15 protein-coding genes are annotated in these 13,960 nt (G+C 50.0%); 8 read left to right on the top strand and 7 right to left on the bottom strand.

Annotated elements, in window-relative coordinates; all coding sequences use genetic code 11:
- Positions 1 to 16: 16 nt before the first annotated feature.
- On the top strand, positions 17 to 925 hold the full coding sequence (locus AC04MQ_RS18840) for a LysR family transcriptional regulator (RefSeq protein ID WP_015090046.1): 909 nt from the start codon (positions 17 to 19) through the stop codon (positions 923 to 925).
- Positions 926 to 936: 11 nt separating this feature from the next.
- Here the strand turns inward: AC04MQ_RS18840 and AC04MQ_RS18835 are convergent, their stop codons facing one another.
- Positions 937 to 1,716 (bottom strand): S1 family peptidase, encoded by a 780-nt coding sequence (locus AC04MQ_RS18835; protein WP_148278707.1) that lies wholly within the window; start codon positions 1,714 to 1,716, stop codon positions 937 to 939.
- 147 nt (positions 1,717 to 1,863) lie between these two features.
- On the opposite strand from AC04MQ_RS18835, the gene AC04MQ_RS18830 reads away from it, so the two are divergent.
- Positions 1,864 to 2,109, top strand: coding sequence for a hypothetical protein (locus AC04MQ_RS18830; RefSeq protein WP_475392826.1), 246 nt, complete (start codon positions 1,864 to 1,866; stop codon positions 2,107 to 2,109).
- Between the two features lie 57 nt (positions 2,110 to 2,166).
- On the opposite strand, the gene AC04MQ_RS18825 is transcribed toward AC04MQ_RS18830, so the two are convergent.
- Together AC04MQ_RS18825 and AC04MQ_RS18820 are read right to left on the bottom strand one after the other, a co-directional pair.
- The gene (locus tag AC04MQ_RS18825) at positions 2,167 to 2,772 is read right to left on the bottom strand and encodes an alpha/beta fold hydrolase (protein WP_475392825.1); all 606 of its coding nucleotides are present in this window, start codon (positions 2,770 to 2,772) and stop codon (positions 2,167 to 2,169) included.
- A 31-nt stretch (positions 2,773 to 2,803) separates the two neighbouring features.
- Complete coding sequence (locus AC04MQ_RS18820) at positions 2,804 to 3,673, bottom strand: LysR family transcriptional regulator (RefSeq protein ID WP_475392824.1); 870 nt, start codon at positions 3,671 to 3,673, stop codon at positions 2,804 to 2,806.
- A gap of 90 nt (positions 3,674 to 3,763) precedes the next feature.
- Between AC04MQ_RS18820 and AC04MQ_RS18815 the strand changes: the two genes are divergently transcribed.
- The gene (locus tag AC04MQ_RS18815; protein WP_148278706.1) at positions 3,764 to 4,048 is read left to right on the top strand and encodes a hypothetical protein; all 285 of its coding nucleotides are present in this window, start codon (positions 3,764 to 3,766) and stop codon (positions 4,046 to 4,048) included.
- Positions 4,049 to 4,052: 4 nt separating this feature from the next.
- Here AC04MQ_RS18815 and AC04MQ_RS18810 read toward each other — a convergent pair whose 3' ends face one another.
- Positions 4,053 to 4,952: a LysR family transcriptional regulator gene (locus AC04MQ_RS18810; protein WP_475392823.1), complete on the bottom strand. Its 900-nt coding sequence runs from the start codon at positions 4,950 to 4,952 to the stop codon at positions 4,053 to 4,055.
- Positions 4,953 to 4,966: 14 nt separating this feature from the next.
- Positions 4,967 to 6,109, bottom strand: coding sequence for an MBL fold metallo-hydrolase (locus tag AC04MQ_RS18805; RefSeq protein ID WP_475392822.1), 1,143 nt, complete (start codon positions 6,107 to 6,109; stop codon positions 4,967 to 4,969).
- A 220-nt stretch (positions 6,110 to 6,329) separates the two neighbouring features.
- On the opposite strand from AC04MQ_RS18805, the gene AC04MQ_RS18800 reads away from it, so the two are divergent.
- The gene (locus tag AC04MQ_RS18800; protein ID WP_475392821.1) at positions 6,330 to 7,376 is read left to right on the top strand and encodes an NAD(P)-dependent alcohol dehydrogenase; all 1,047 of its coding nucleotides are present in this window, start codon (positions 6,330 to 6,332) and stop codon (positions 7,374 to 7,376) included.
- A 42-nt stretch (positions 7,377 to 7,418) separates the two neighbouring features.
- On the opposite strand, the gene fghA is transcribed toward AC04MQ_RS18800, so the two are convergent.
- Together fghA and AC04MQ_RS18790 are read right to left on the bottom strand one after the other, a co-directional pair.
- On the bottom strand, positions 7,419 to 8,249 hold the full coding sequence (gene fghA / locus AC04MQ_RS18795; protein WP_015090037.1) for an S-formylglutathione hydrolase: 831 nt from the start codon (positions 8,247 to 8,249) through the stop codon (positions 7,419 to 7,421).
- Positions 8,250 to 8,265: 16 nt separating this feature from the next.
- Positions 8,266 to 9,375, bottom strand: a complete 1,110-nt coding sequence (locus tag AC04MQ_RS18790; protein WP_015090036.1) for an S-(hydroxymethyl)glutathione dehydrogenase/class III alcohol dehydrogenase — start codon at positions 9,373 to 9,375, stop codon at positions 8,266 to 8,268.
- 85 nt (positions 9,376 to 9,460) lie between these two features.
- Between AC04MQ_RS18790 and AC04MQ_RS18785 the strand changes: the two genes are divergently transcribed.
- The 4 genes from AC04MQ_RS18785 to AC04MQ_RS18770 all read left to right on the top strand — a co-directional run bounded on the left by AC04MQ_RS18785 (position 9,461) and on the right by AC04MQ_RS18770 (position 13,959).
- Entirely contained in the window at positions 9,461 to 10,360 is a 900-nt protein-coding gene (locus AC04MQ_RS18785) for a LysR family transcriptional regulator (protein ID WP_015090035.1), read from the top strand.
- 147 nt (positions 10,361 to 10,507) lie between these two features.
- Complete coding sequence (locus AC04MQ_RS18780) at positions 10,508 to 10,957, top strand: DUF3015 family protein (RefSeq protein WP_015090034.1); 450 nt, start codon at positions 10,508 to 10,510, stop codon at positions 10,955 to 10,957.
- A gap of 35 nt (positions 10,958 to 10,992) precedes the next feature.
- Entirely contained in the window at positions 10,993 to 12,873 is a 1,881-nt protein-coding gene (locus AC04MQ_RS18775; RefSeq protein WP_475392832.1) for an Lnb N-terminal periplasmic domain-containing protein, read from the top strand.
- A 63-nt stretch (positions 12,874 to 12,936) separates the two neighbouring features.
- Complete coding sequence (locus tag AC04MQ_RS18770; protein ID WP_015090032.1) at positions 12,937 to 13,959, top strand: SDR family NAD(P)-dependent oxidoreductase; 1,023 nt, start codon at positions 12,937 to 12,939, stop codon at positions 13,957 to 13,959.
- Position 13,960: the final 1 nt, after the last annotated feature.

Raw genomic sequence — 13,960 nt, 5'->3', positions numbered from 1 at the left:
GAATTAAGAGGAACCCATGAAGCCAGGCTTGGATTTAAACCTGTTATTTATCATTGAAAGTCTGTATCGGACGTCCAACATCTCAAAAACAGCCGATGAACTGAATATGAGTCAGTCCGCTGCAAGCCATGCCCTGGCCAAACTGCGCGATCATTTTAATGATCCTCTGTTTGTTCGCGTTCCCAAAGGCATGTCAGCCACCCAAACAGCAAAGAACATGCGGGCTGCAGTTGAAGCCTTCACCCAACAAGCACGCGCCCTCGCCCAACAGTCGGAAAAGTTCGATCCCAAGAAAGCCCAAGGGCGCATCAATATCGCGACCACGGACATGGTTGAAGTGATTTTAGCGCCAGCCCTGTTAAAAAGACTGAAAACTGAAGCCCCGGGGTTGCAAATATCTTTCCGCCCCACCGGCGGAGATCTGCCAAAGCCCGAGCTTGAAAGTGGCGTGTATGACCTGGCCATTGCCGGCTTCTATAAAAACATGCCCGAAGGCTTTTATCAGGTGAAGGTCTATGAAGACGGATTTTCCACCGCCTATCGCAGAAATCATCCCATTATCCAAGGGACACTAAAAGCTGCGCAGTTTTACGAGTGCGATCATGCCCTGATCACACTTCAGGGAGATTTTAAAGACGGTCTGCGCAGACGTGTGAACGGAAGGACCCTGGAACGCCATATTGCATTTGGATCCTACAGCTTCACCGGACTGGCGTGGACGGTCGCTTCGACGGACTTGGTACTTACTGCGCCTTCGCTGTTATTGAAAAAGTATGCCGAACATTTCCCGGTGCTGGTGCAAAAGTGCCCGGTCGATATTCCGAAGATCGAGATTCGTATGATCTGGCATTCTTTGACTCACAAAGATCCCCTTAAAGCCTGGTTTCGCGAGGTCTTAAAACAAGAATTCCAAAAGTTGGCGTAAACGACGGCAATTTACTCGAACAAAGGCATATTTAAAGCACGAATCCAGCGCAGCATATTCTCGGACACAGGCACAAAGAATGTCGCCGCTTCCCCGCACGGATGGTTTGAAATGGCGTTTTCCACTCCGACAAACTTCATCTTGCCATCAACGTCAGTCACATAAGCACTGCCCCCGGAATCCCCGTGGCAAGCGCCGGGACTTGGCTTAAACATCTCGCCCACTTCCAGACCGTTATATCCGTTCAAACCACGAATTGGCAGGCTGAACGCCGCCTTTTCACCTTTAGGGCCTTTGCTTTCGGTTTGACCAAATCCGACATGAGTCAGCTCCCGGCCGATCAAAGACTTACCCGCAATCATCAGAGGTGCCGGACGGATCTGATAGTTTTCAAGATTCACTTCCTGTTCCAGCACCAACACCGCAAGGTCGCTGTGACTGGCATCACTTGGGGGATAAATCACGGCCCGCTGAACTTTGAACTGCGGCGTTGCCATGGGTTTGGCTTCAACGGGGGAATCCCCGATATAGATCCACGTGCGCTGGGCGAATTCTTCTTTGGTGACTTTAAAGGCTTTGGCTCCCAAAGAAATACAATGGGCCGCCGTCAACACCAAGCGCGGACCAATCAAGGTGCCGCTGCAATAGACCTCACCCTGGGATTGATTGGGTAATGCTTTATAGGTCAAAGCCACCGTCTGACGGAAAGACCCATCCGTCAGGGTCTTTCCCCCGACGACCGCAGAACTTATCACGGGCATCAACAATAGCAAAACCAACATTGCTTTCATGAAAGCCGTTCTACAGCGGGCCTTCAGGGTTTGCCAATATGTATTTAAAGGGATCTTTAACAGCAAACCAGATGAAAATTTCACAGCGATCCTTAGCCGCTCCCTTCCCCTGTTTGCTGGGATAAGAAGAAGCCTTTAGGAGTCATTATGAAATTGCTTATCGCCGGTCTGATTGCAAGCACACCCATCTTATCCTGGGCGCAGGAAGATACTTGCGAAGCGCTGAAACCAAAGACCACCGTGTTCTTTGATGAAAGCAGCAACTTCGGTCCGGACTTTATGGACTATTGTTATGACGAACTCAGCGATACGCCCGCGCACATGAAGGCCTGCTATATGGAAGCCGAAGTCTGGCAAAAATGGGCCGAGTGCAAGGTCGAAAGTCAGCAGTAACAGAAATCATATCAGGAAAGCGCACAGAACCGTATTCATCGTGATCACCGTGAATCACTAAAACCGGGCAATGCACATTTGGTAAAACATCCTGCAAGACCAATTGGCAAACTCAGGGGACAACCACACCTCGGTCCACGCATCCACCACCCAACGGGCTTTATCGCCATGGTACTTTGCCAGTCGTTCAATTCTTTCCACGCTGGCAAAAGCCTTTTTGGAATCTTCAATCCCTTTGCGGGTACGATCTTCAACAAAGGCCTGCGCCGACATACTGATGACCGCCTTCACTTGCGGCAACAAGGACGCCGCCGTCAAAGCCATACCACCACCCACACTGTGACCCATCAAAACACACTCATCAATCGACAGAGCTTTTAAAAGCGCGGGCAAATAGGTTTCTGCTTCTTCACGTATAAAATGAATGGAGGGAAGCTCTTTCCTTGCGCTGGACTGACCAAAACCCAAACGATCATAAGCCACCACCGTGCGCCCCAGCTTGGCGGCAAGCTTTGCGGGAAAATCTCTCCACGTTGCCACCGTCCCCAAAGAGTCATGCAATAAAATCACCGGTGAAAGGTTTGTACCCTGCACATCCCACGAAGTGACAAATATCTCGCCGCCTGCAACATTCACATAGGATTCGTTCTTTTGGATGACCATCTTTGGATCCTTTCATTTCAGCACGCCGCCCTTAACTCAGGTTACGCAGGCTCTTGGCAATCTGCCGGTACAGTGTACTTTCGGCATTGTTCCTTCGTTGAATCAAAAACACGCTCTGCTTTCGCTCTTTTTGAGGAAGAGGGGACTCCAGCTCTATCAGGCGAAATTCTGGCAGAATTGCTTTATTATGAAGACTTACCACGAACTCGGGCAGATAAGCCACGCACGCCCCCTGGCGGCATAGTTCCAAAGCCGATTCCATCATGGTGACACGGTAAAGAATTTGCCTATTGTATTCATGATCCGGCCAGCCATCCAGGCCCTGCACCTTTGACGGCGTTCCCTGCGTCGGCAACAAGGGTACAACAAAGGGCAACTCACTCCAACTCTGGCTTTTAAATTTCTTCAGGCCAAAGATTCCCATTTTTATTTTAGTAACCTCAGCAAAATCCACACCCGCCTTTGGAATGGGCGCATAGGTAATACCGATATCCACCACGCCATCCGCAATCGCCTGCTCCAGTCGCCCCGGACGATACTCATGCAGTTCCAATGGCCCCAGATCGACTGACTTCATCAAATGGCCAAGGAAATAAGTGGTGAAAACCTCGAAAGAGCCCAGACGATAAGGACTTTTTTCCGCATCGGAACGCAGCAGATTTTCCGGGATTTTGAGCCATTGATCCAGCAGACCAGCCGTTTCATTTTTAAAGCGCTGCCCCGCTGGAGTCAGGCGCAATCCCCGTCCTTCAGGTTCCAGTAGCTTTGCGCCTACCTCCTGTTCCAACAAACGTAAAGCTTTGGACAGGGCCGGTTGCGACACGTGCAACACCTCTGACGCCTTTACCAGCGATCCAGTCTCTGCAAACACCTGAAAGTAACGAACACGTCCTATATCCATAAGTTATGTATATATAACTTTAATGAACTTTTATTCAATAATAAATATGACTATTTTAACGGCAGATCCCAACCACGAAAGGAATGAATAATGAAATACATCTTTGTACTTGGATTGTTATTAATGTCGGGACTGCCAGCCCAGGCGGCCACAGTATGCAACTACACAGAGACCCCTTGCGACGAACAGGGCAACCACTATTATTGCTCTATGGGTCGCGGCTGGGCCGGGGACCGCCATTTCTGCTCAGCGAACGATGTCAGCACACCTCGCCCCAGACAGTTTATAAAAGCCCGGGACTATCTGCGCGATTGCATTAAAGAGTGCGTTGATGCCGGTGGTGCCGCATCCACTTGCCACCACCAATGCTGGTAGGAAGTTACACCACGCCTTCTGACTTGAGGTGTTCTATAAACGCTCTTAGTTTCGGCAGAACCTGAGAGCGTTTTGAGTAGTACAAATAAAATCCCGTACTTGTGGTCGAAAACTGATTCAGCACCAGTTCCAGTTTTCCAGCGGCCAACTGATCACCCACGACTTCTTCTGCCGCATACATAATGCCCAAACCATCAACCGCCGCACGTAAAGCCTGCACAGAATCATTAAAGATCAAAGCGGGCTTCACCTGCACCTGAAACTCTGTGCCTTTTTGTTCAAACTCCCACCGGTCATAAATCCGATCGGTGTTCAAACGGGCCACAATGCAATCATGACTTAACAGATCCTTGGGGTGCTTCGGACGACCGGCTTTATTCAGATACTTCGGGGACGCCACCGGCACAAAACGCACTGGCCCGATCAGCTTCATCGCGACCATGTCCTTTGCCAACACATCCGACAGCCTGATGCCCGCATCAAAACCCTGGCCAATCACATCCGAGGTGGCGTCTTCAAAGAACAGCTCCACTGCGACTTCGGGATACTTTTTTCGGAAGCTCACAATAAGAGGCGCTAAAAACCACGGATATATCATGCGTGGCATATTCAGCCGCAAAAGTCCGGACGGCTTCTGAGCGTAAGTGCCGACATTGGAAAGAGCCGCCAGAATCTGATCCAACGCAGGCCCCGCCTGGGCCAGGAACTGATCCCCAGCCTCTGTCAGACTGGTGCTGCGGGTGGTGCGACTGAGCAGTGCAACCCCCAAGCGACTTTCCAGCTGCTTGATGGCCTGACTGACTGCCGAGGCCGAAATGCCCAACTCTGTGGCAGCGGCGGTGAAGTTTCTTTTCTCCGCCACCAGCTTCAGCGCAATAAGTCCATCCAGCTGATCACTTTGCATAAGGCTCCCTTTTTTTAGTCCGCCTTGGCGTTGCTGTTTTTCTTCCACCAAGTTTGAGTCACGTACTGATCGTTGATCGTCACGACCTCGCCGATCTGTGGCGCAACCAAAGAAATCCCATCACGAGTCGTCGCTGCCGAGATTTTTTCGATAGGCTCGGACCAAGAATGCAACGCCAACGAGAACATACCCCAGTGAATCGGGAAATATCTTTTCGCATTCAGATCCTTAAAGGCCTGAATGGATTCATCCGGCAACAGGTGGACTTCGCGCCACTTTTCGTTGTACTGACCATTTTCAATAAAGGCCAAATCAAAAGGCCCCATCTTTTCACCAATATCCTTGAAGTGAGTGTCATAACCAGAGTCCGCACAGAAATAAATGTTGTGCTTGGTGCTTTTAATCACCCATGAAGCCCACAGGGACTTGTTCTGATTCGTCAAACCCCGTCCAGAGAAATGCTGGGCCGGTGTTGCCGTGAACTTGATACCGGCAATCTCCACACCCTGCCACCAGTCCAATTCCTGGATCCGACTGGCTTCAATGCCCCAGCCCGTCAGGTGTGCGGCAACCCCCAGCGGAACCACGAAACGTGTGGCTTTGTTTTTAAAGAATTTGATTGAGTCCATGTCCAGATGATCCCAGTGATCATGGGACACAATGATCACATCAATTTCAGGCAATTCAGAAAGCTCAATCACCGGCTTTTGGAATCGTTTCATCATAAAACCAAAAGGTCCGGTCGATGTTGAAAGCACCGGATCGATCAGAACATTTTTTCCATCCAGCTTCATCAGTACGCTGGAATGCCCGAACCAAACCACCTTGAAGTCATCACCTGCCTGATTGAAATTGGCAAAATCCGTTTTGACCTCTGGCAAATGCTCTGTCGGAATTCTTTCCGCATCCCCGCCGAACAGGAATTCCTTGGTCGTTGAGAAATTCATCGTGCGCTTGCGCATTTCTTCCACCAGACGTGGACGACGATTCACAAAAACTTTTCTTTCTTTGTCATAGTTCGGAGAATTTTGATAAGCCTCTGCCTGTTCTTTTGAAGGCAAAGATCCAAATGAAGAACAACCCACCATCGCAATTCCTCCTACACCCAATAGACAACCCACCAGCAGTACAATCAGGACCGTTTTAAATAGACGCATAAATCTCCAGCTTGTCTTGAACTTACTAAATCATATGCCGATTTCACTATAAAGGAGAATGAACCCTTTCTTCATGCGTTATTAAGCAAATCTTAACAATACAAATGTCAGGAATTGTTAAGTAATTCTTAAAAGCACATAAAGCCGAAGATGGTTTTTCAATGATAGCCAGTACCGTAGTATTGGTTTTGATCCCGAAACATCCAACAAAGGAACTCTTATGATCCAAGCTAAAGGCATGGCGGCCCACACCTCCAAAGCACCTCTGAAACCCTACTCTTTTGAGCGCCGTGATCCTAAAGATCATGACGTTGTCATCGACATCAAGTACTGCGGCATTTGCCACTCTGACATTCACATGGTTCGCGACGAATGGGGCCCCGGCCAATTCCCCATGGTTCCCGGTCACGAAATCGCCGGCGTTGTTCGCGCCGTAGGTCCCAAAGTTACCAAATATAAAGTCGGCGATCATGTCGGCGTGGGCTGCCTGGTGGATTCTTGTGCCGAATGCGCCCACTGCAAACAGGATCTGGAACAATACTGCATGGAAGGCCAAACTTTGACTTACGGATCCATGGAACGCGACGGTTCCGGTATCACTCAAGGTGGATACTCCGACGTGATTGTCGTCAAAGAAAGCTTCGTCGTGCGCATCCCTGATTCATTGCCATTGGATAAAGCAGCTCCCCTGCTGTGTGCGGGAATCACGCTGTATTCGCCACTGGCACACTGGAAGGCCGGCCCGGGCAAAAAAGTGGCTATCATGGGACTTGGCGGCCTTGGACACATGGGTGTGAAACTGGCCAAAGCCATGGGTGCGGAAGTCACAGTTCTTAGTCACTCTGAAGGCAAACGCGAAGACGCTTTAAGACTGGGAGCCGATCGTTTTGTTCTGACCAAAAATGCCGATGCTTTCAAAGACAATGCTTTACACTTTGATCTGATCATCAATACGGTTTCCTCCGCAGACCTTGAAATGTCGAACTATTTCAGCTTGCTGAAGCTGGATGGCACGCTGGTGTCGGTCGGAGCGCCGGACAAACCGCTGTCTGTAAATGTCTTCCCGTTGATTCTGATGCGTCGAAGTTTTGCAGGATCTGCCATCGGTGGGATCAAAGAAACCCAAGAGATGCTCGATTTCTGCGGCAAACACAACATCACACCGGAAATTGAGCTGATTGCTCCGGAACAAGTGAATGTGGCTTATGAACGAGTGCTGAAAAGCGACGTGCGCTATCGATTCGTTCTGGATATGGGAAAAATCTAAGAAAGCTGAAAAAAAAGAGGCCGGGAAACCGGCCTCTTTACTTTAAACGCTTGCGTGAAACTTGATGTGACTTTCAACGAAAGTCGCAATGAAGTAATAGCTATGGTCGTACTGCTCCCGATAGTTCACTTCGTAAGGCTGCCCCGCAGTTTTGCAGGCACCTTCAAAGTTTTGAGTCAGCAACTGGCCTTTTTGCAGAAACTCATCTTGCGTCCCTTGATCAATCAGGATTTTGGCCGGATGACGGGCCCCACTATTTACCAATTCTGTGGCATCGTACTGCGACCACGTACTGCCGTCGTTCCCCAGATATCCTGCGAAGGCTTTTTGCCCCCACGGACACTGAATCGGATTCACAATCGGTGAAAACGCCGAGACAGAGCGATACTTGCCTGGATTGCGCAGACCCAAAACCAAAGCGCCATGCCCACCCATGGAATGCCCCATGATGGAAATGTGCTCGGCAGAAACTTCAAACTGTTTCTGAATCAGGGAATAAAGCTCTTCATTCACATAACTGTACATCTTGTAGTGGTCTTTATAACCATCCACTGTCGCATCCACGTAAAAGCCCGCGCCGGAACCGAAGTCATAGCTGTCATGTTCTCCGGGAAGCTGCAAGCCACGCGGCGAAGTGTCCGGACAAATCACCATCAACTGGTGCTCTGCCAGATATTTCTGCGCGCCCGCCTTGGTGATGAAATTTTCATCCGTGCAGGTCAGACCGGAAAGCCAGATCACGCAGCCTTTGACTTTACCCTCGGGGATGAAAGTTGAAAACTTCATCTTGGTTTTAGTCACAGCAGAGTCGTGCTCCCAGAACTGAGTCAGTCCCTGGAATGTTTTATGCGTTTTTAAAGGTGTCAGATTCATGGATCCCCCGCCCGTTCTACATTTTGATGACAGAACGGATGCTTTTTCCTTCATGCATATAATCAAAGGCTTTGTTGATATCTTCAAGTGGCATTGTGAACGTCACCATGTCGTCGATGTTGATTTCACCGGACATGTATTGCTCCACATAACCTGGAAGCTCCGTGCGGCCCTTAACCCCACCAAAAGCAGATCCCTTCCACACACGACCCGTCACCAATTGGAACGGACGAGTTGAAATCTCCTGACCAGCACCAGCAACACCAATCACGATGGACTGGCCCCAGCCACGGTGTGCACACTCCAACGCCGCACGCATCAATTGGGTGTTACCCACGCACTCGAAGGAATAGTCCACGCCCCATTCAGTCATTTCAACGATCACCTGCTGAATTGGCTTGTCATGTTTTTTCGGGTTTACAAAGTCCGTAGCACCGAACTTCTGCGCCATTTCCCATTTCGCATCGTTGATATCGATCGCGATGATACGGGAAGCTCCGGCCATTTTTGCACCTTGGATCACAGACAAACCAATGCCGCCCAAACCAAATACTGCCACCGTCGCACCTTTTTCAACTTTTGCCGTGTTCAAAACAGCGCCAATCCCGGTGGTCACACCACAACCCAGCAGGCAGACCTTGTCCAAAGGTGCCGCAGGATTGACTTTGGCCAAAGCGATTTCCGGAACCACAGTGTATTCCGAGAAAGTGGAACAACCCATGTAGTGATGAATCATTTTGCCATCTTTCGAGAATCGGGAGGTTCCATCCGGCATCAGGCCTTTGCCTTGAGTCGCACGGATGCGCACGCACAGATTGGTTTTACCAGACAGACAGAATTTGCACTCTTTGCACTCAGGAGTATAAAGCGGAATCACATGATCGCCTTTTTTCAAAGTCGTCACACCTTCGCCGACTTCTTCGACGATGCCGCCGCCTTCATGACCCAGAATCACCGGGAACAAACCCTCTGGATCCGCGCCGGACAACGTGAAAGCGTCTGTATGGCATACGCCCGTCGCTACAACCTTGATCAGAACTTCGCCCTTTTTAGGTCCTTCCAGATCAATTTCCTCGATGGACAAAGGGGCTCCGGCTTTCCAGGCAACTGCGGCTTTGATTTTCATGTAATTCTCCTTAGTTAATAAGAAGGAATTATAATTTCCCAACCCCCACTTGACTAGGCAACGAAAGGAACAATACTGTTTCTGCATGGAAACAATAAGATCGTTGCAGGGAATCATAGCTTTCGTCAAAATCGCCGACTCCGGAAGCTTTTCCGCCGCGGCTCAGGCTCTGGGTGTTTCCAAGTCCCATATCAGCAAAACCATCAGCCAGTTGGAATCAGACCTGGGGGTGGCCCTGTTTGTCCGCTCCACCCGTAAAGTCCAGCTGACCAGTGTCGGCGAACGTTTTCTGGAAACCTGCCGCCAATCACTGCAAAATCTGGATTCGGCAAAAAAAGAAATCCTGGATCTGTCAGACACTCCCCGCGGCGTTCTGCGCGTCACCCTTGCCGGAATCTTTGGCGAGGACTATATCGCCCCCGTGGTGATTGACATGGCCAAACGCTATCCCGATCTGAAAATCGAACTGGATTTTTCAAGCCGCGTGGTGGATCTGATTGAGGAAAAATTCGATGTGGCCATTCGTATCGGGCACCTGGAAAACTCCTCTTTGCTGGCCACTAAAATTGCTTCACGAGTTGAATACGTAGTCGCCTCCAAAGCTTACCTTAGCGCGTCCCCAGCATTGAAAGATCCTGAGGATCTGGCAAAACACAACTGCATCGGAGAAAGATCATCCTGGAGCTTCCGCAAACGGGGAAAATCTTTTCAAGTTCCGGTAAAAGGAAATTTCAAATGCAACAATCCGCGTGTGTTGCAAAAAGCCGTGCTGTCCGGCCTGGGGGTGGCAAGACTTCCGGGGTCCTACGCATTTGAAGACATCAAAAAAGGCCGTCTGGTTTCACTGTTGGAAAACTTCAGCGAAGGGCGCAAAGACATCTGGGCGGTCACCCCCATTCGTCACCGACAAAACATAAATGTGAAAACTTTTATTCAGGAAGTTAAAAAGCATTTGTCAGATGACTATGCGGACGTCCTTTTTTAGCCTGTTTTTTGAGCAAACCCAGACTTCAGGGTCAATAACACCAAGTTTATCTGTCAGCACCTGATGAGTCCTTGCCAAGTCTCACTTCGTTTTTCATAATTTTTAGGTCTTCGACAATAAAGTCGGGCGTTTTAAAAAGGGGATTACGTGAAATCATTCATCGTAGCACTGGCTGTTTTGGGTTCTGCTGTATCTGTACAAGCTGCTTCCGGTCTTAAAGGCAATGGCGTTTATGGCGTTGCAGGTTGCGGTCTGGGTTCCTTGGTTTTCGGTAACGAAGAAGGCGCGATGCAAGTTATCGCTGCAACTTTGAACGGTACTGGTGTTCAAACTTTCGGTATCACTTCCGGTACTTCCAACTGCGGTAAAGGTCTTTTTGCCAAAGCTGAAGTAAACTCTTTCATCGAATCCAACTCTGTTGCTTTGGAAAACGACATCGCTCGTGGCCAAGGTGAGACTCTGTCCACTTTGAATAACATGTTGGGCTGTGATTCCAAATTCAACGGCACTCTTCAACAGAACTACAAAGAGATCTACGCTCCAGGCGTGAACTCTTCTGAAAAAATCGTTACTTTGGCTCAATCTTGCCAAGGCTAATGACTTTGAGTTTCTGCAACAAAAGCCTCATGAAAATGGGGCTTTTGCTTTTTTCACTGACCATATCTTCACTGGCTCTGGCAACCGGTGATCTGTCCTCTCGCGCCTCCACTGAAAAATGGGGCGACAACATTCAATGGTTGCGACTTCTGCAATACGATAAGAACACTTTCGGCGGCTACACGAGTCCGGCTGAAAACCCCGCGTTTTTCCTGCATCCTGAAGGAAAAACCAACCCCGCTCTGGAATTGCAGGCCACCATCTCGGCCCTTCTGGATCCGGAAAAGAAAATCAAATCCAAAGATGGCCAGTTCAATGAATCCGCGGCCTGTGTATTCCCCGCCCGAAAGCTCTGGCTTGAAAAAATCAGCGGACAAAAACTGCCCTCCGTTCCCTGTGAACGCTATGAAAGATTCATCGAAATTCTTCAGCCGCAGTCTTTGACCTATGTCTTCTCGTCTTACTATCTGAACAATCCTGCCTCTGCATTCGGGCATACCTTCCTGCGCATCAATAAAAGTGCTTCGGCCCGTGATGGTGAACGCTACGAACTGTCTGACTATGGCGTGGGTTATGCGGCGGTAAAGGTTTCTGACAATCCATTTATCTATTCTTTCCTCGGCGTCTCTGGCCTGATGCCCGGAACCTTTGATATCAATCCGTACTATTACAAAGTCCGTGAATACAATGACTTTGAATCCCGCGATTTGTGGGAATACGACCTGAACTTCACCCCGGAAGAAGTCCAGCTGATCGTCGCCAACATCTGGGAACTGATCAGTGCAGAATTCAACTATCACTATTTCAAAGAAAACTGTTCTTACCGCATCCTGGCTTTGCTTGAAGCCGCCCGCCCGTCGCTGGAACTCACCAAAGACCTCAAATCCCAGGTGATGCCGGCAGACACGGTCGGAACGCTTTATCAGCAGAAGGATCTGGTTAAGAACATTCACTATCGCCCTTCGATCCGCGCGACTTTCGACACCCGCTACAAAAAGCTGGGCCCGGCTGAACAAGAACGCATCCGCCAGTTCGCAAGAACGGAATCCCTGTCTCAGTTGGTTGCAGGCCTTGAAACTCAGCAAAAGCGCGACACTCTGGATGCCGCCATGGACTATCTGGATTTCAGATATCCAAAAGAAATCCTGCGCAAACAAGGGGCTTACCTGTTTAAAAAAGACATTCTGCTGGCCCGTGCGGAACTGGGTGGAGCTTCAGAACCATTGACCGTGCCTGCTCCCTGGAATGAAGCTCCTCACGATGCTCAAGGATCCCGACGCTGGGGTTTGGGATACCGCGAATGGAATTCAGACCGCTTCTATCTGCTCGACACAAAACTATCCCTGCATGATTTGCTGGATCCGAAAAAAGGTTACCCACCAACTGCCGAGATCACGATGGGAGCTTTCAGCTTCAGCTTTAATCCGGACAATGAAGAAATCGCACTGGACAAAGCCACCGTGTACGAAGTGATCTCTCTGGCACCAGTAGATGCATTCAATCAGGGCTTTTCGTGGCGCCTGAAAGTGTCTGTGGAACGTGGCTATGAAAATGGCTGCACCACACTTTGCCGCTGGACCGAACTGAGCGGGGGCTCTGGTATCACAAAGTCCTATTGGAACGATCTGGATCTCAGCCTGTGGTTGCGTGCCACAGGTCAAACCAGCCCTGACTTTATCGGCGACACATGGAAGATCGGTGCCGGTCCTGCCGTCAGTGCCCGCTGGAATCGTGACTGGTTTGCTCTTTTCGCTGAAAGCTATTATCGCTACGATTATAAAGGTTTTGAACACGAGTATCGTCAAAACACACTGGGCGTGAACTTCAGTGTGAACAAGTCTTTAAGCCTGCGTCTGTCTGGCGAAGAAACCAACTCTGTTCAGCGTGGCGAAGCGCGCCTGCTTTACTACTACTAGCCCCTGCATTCTTACACGTTGAGCTCCCCCCTTCGTCACCTATGATGAAGAAAAGGAGCTCATATGAGCCTTACAAAAAAAATTATCACTGGTTTCGCCACAGGTTTTGTTTCAGCCCTGCTTCTTAGAAAAATCCGAACCCAGATAAGATCGCGATCATTCAAGGGTGCGGTGGTGCTGGTCTCGGGAGGCTCGCGCGGGCTGGGGCTTTTGATTGCCAAAGAATTCTGCCGTGCAGGGGCCAGCGTGGCTTTGACGGCAAGGGATGGCAACGAACTGCGCCGGGCGCAAAATATCCTTCAGCTGGACAGCCCTCAAGCGCTGGTTCACACCTTCGTTTGTGACTGCCGCATCCCCTTGGACGTGGAGCAAACCGTGGCTCAAGTCGTTCACACCTTCGGTAAAGTCGATGTGCTTGTGAACAATGCCGGGATCATATCCTCCTCACCACTGGAGCATGTCACCGAAGCCGACTATGAGGATTCGTTGGCGGTTCACTTCTGGGGTCCCTATCACTTCATCGAACACTGCCTGCCCGTCATGAACAAAGGCAGCCGCATTGTGAACATCGCCTCGATTGGCGGCCTGATTCCGATCCCCCACCGTGCCGCCTACTGCGTGGGGAAACACGCGTTGGTGGGATACTCCCGCGGCTTGCATTCAGAACTTGCTGCCAAGGGCATTTACGTGACGACAGTTTCACCCAATGTCATGCGCACAGGTTCCATCGATCACGCCACCTTCAAAGGTCAGGTTCAAAAGGAATACGCCTGGTTTTCGATTCTGGCTTCTATGCCATTGCTAAGCACCAGCGCAGATACAGCCGCTCAGCGCATCTTCCATGCATGTGTGCGTGGTGATGCTGAACTGATATTGTCACTACCCACAAAAATTGCCGCCACCATGCAGGCGCGATTCCCGAATATGTTTTCAGATTTGATGTATTTGGCAAATATGGTGATGCCAGGGCCAGGTCAGGCCAATGCGGTTGAAGGCAGGGATGCGCACTCTTCTGTTTCGCCGTCTTTTCTTACCTCGGCATCCCAGCGCGCGGCTGAAAGAAACAATGAAGGCCCCATTCACTAAA

It is taken from the genome of Bdellovibrio sp. MYbb2 (genome assembly GCF_056175685.1).
Note: the sequence above shows the minus strand (reverse complement) of the source record. Positions and strands in the feature narration are given on the sequence as shown.

What these genes read in the sequence shown, in the direction of transcription:
- AC04MQ_RS18820 (WP_475392824.1), bottom strand. Translation starts at nt 3,673, where the DNA reads ATGGATATAGGACGTGTTCGTTACTTTCAGGTGTTTGCAGAGACTGGA.
- AC04MQ_RS18810 (WP_475392823.1), bottom strand. Translation starts at nt 4,952, where the DNA reads ATGCAAAGTGATCAGCTGGATGGACTTATTGCGCTGAAGCTGGTGGCG.
- AC04MQ_RS18800 (WP_475392821.1), top strand. Translation starts at nt 6,330, where the DNA reads ATGATCCAAGCTAAAGGCATGGCGGCCCACACCTCCAAAGCACCTCTG.
- AC04MQ_RS18790 (WP_015090036.1), bottom strand. Translation starts at nt 9,375, where the DNA reads ATGAAAATCAAAGCCGCAGTTGCCTGGAAAGCCGGAGCCCCTTTGTCC.
- AC04MQ_RS18785 (WP_015090035.1), top strand. Translation starts at nt 9,461, where the DNA reads ATGGAAACAATAAGATCGTTGCAGGGAATCATAGCTTTCGTCAAAATC.
- AC04MQ_RS18775 (WP_475392832.1), top strand. Translation starts at nt 10,993, where the DNA reads ATGGGGCTTTTGCTTTTTTCACTGACCATATCTTCACTGGCTCTGGCA.
- fghA (WP_015090037.1), bottom strand. Translation starts at nt 8,249, where the DNA reads ATGAATCTGACACCTTTAAAAACGCATAAAACATTCCAGGGACTGACT.
- AC04MQ_RS18825 (WP_475392825.1), bottom strand. Translation starts at nt 2,772, where the DNA reads ATGGTCATCCAAAAGAACGAATCCTATGTGAATGTTGCAGGCGGCGAG.
- AC04MQ_RS18805 (WP_475392822.1), bottom strand. Translation starts at nt 6,109, where the DNA reads ATGCGTCTATTTAAAACGGTCCTGATTGTACTGCTGGTGGGTTGTCTA.
- AC04MQ_RS18840 (WP_015090046.1), top strand. Translation starts at nt 17, where the DNA reads ATGAAGCCAGGCTTGGATTTAAACCTGTTATTTATCATTGAAAGTCTG.
- AC04MQ_RS18770 (WP_015090032.1), top strand. Translation starts at nt 12,937, where the DNA reads ATGAGCCTTACAAAAAAAATTATCACTGGTTTCGCCACAGGTTTTGTT.
- AC04MQ_RS18815 (WP_148278706.1), top strand. Translation starts at nt 3,764, where the DNA reads ATGAAATACATCTTTGTACTTGGATTGTTATTAATGTCGGGACTGCCA.
- AC04MQ_RS18835 (WP_148278707.1), bottom strand. Translation starts at nt 1,716, where the DNA reads ATGAAAGCAATGTTGGTTTTGCTATTGTTGATGCCCGTGATAAGTTCT.
- AC04MQ_RS18830 (WP_475392826.1), top strand. Translation starts at nt 1,864, where the DNA reads ATGAAATTGCTTATCGCCGGTCTGATTGCAAGCACACCCATCTTATCC.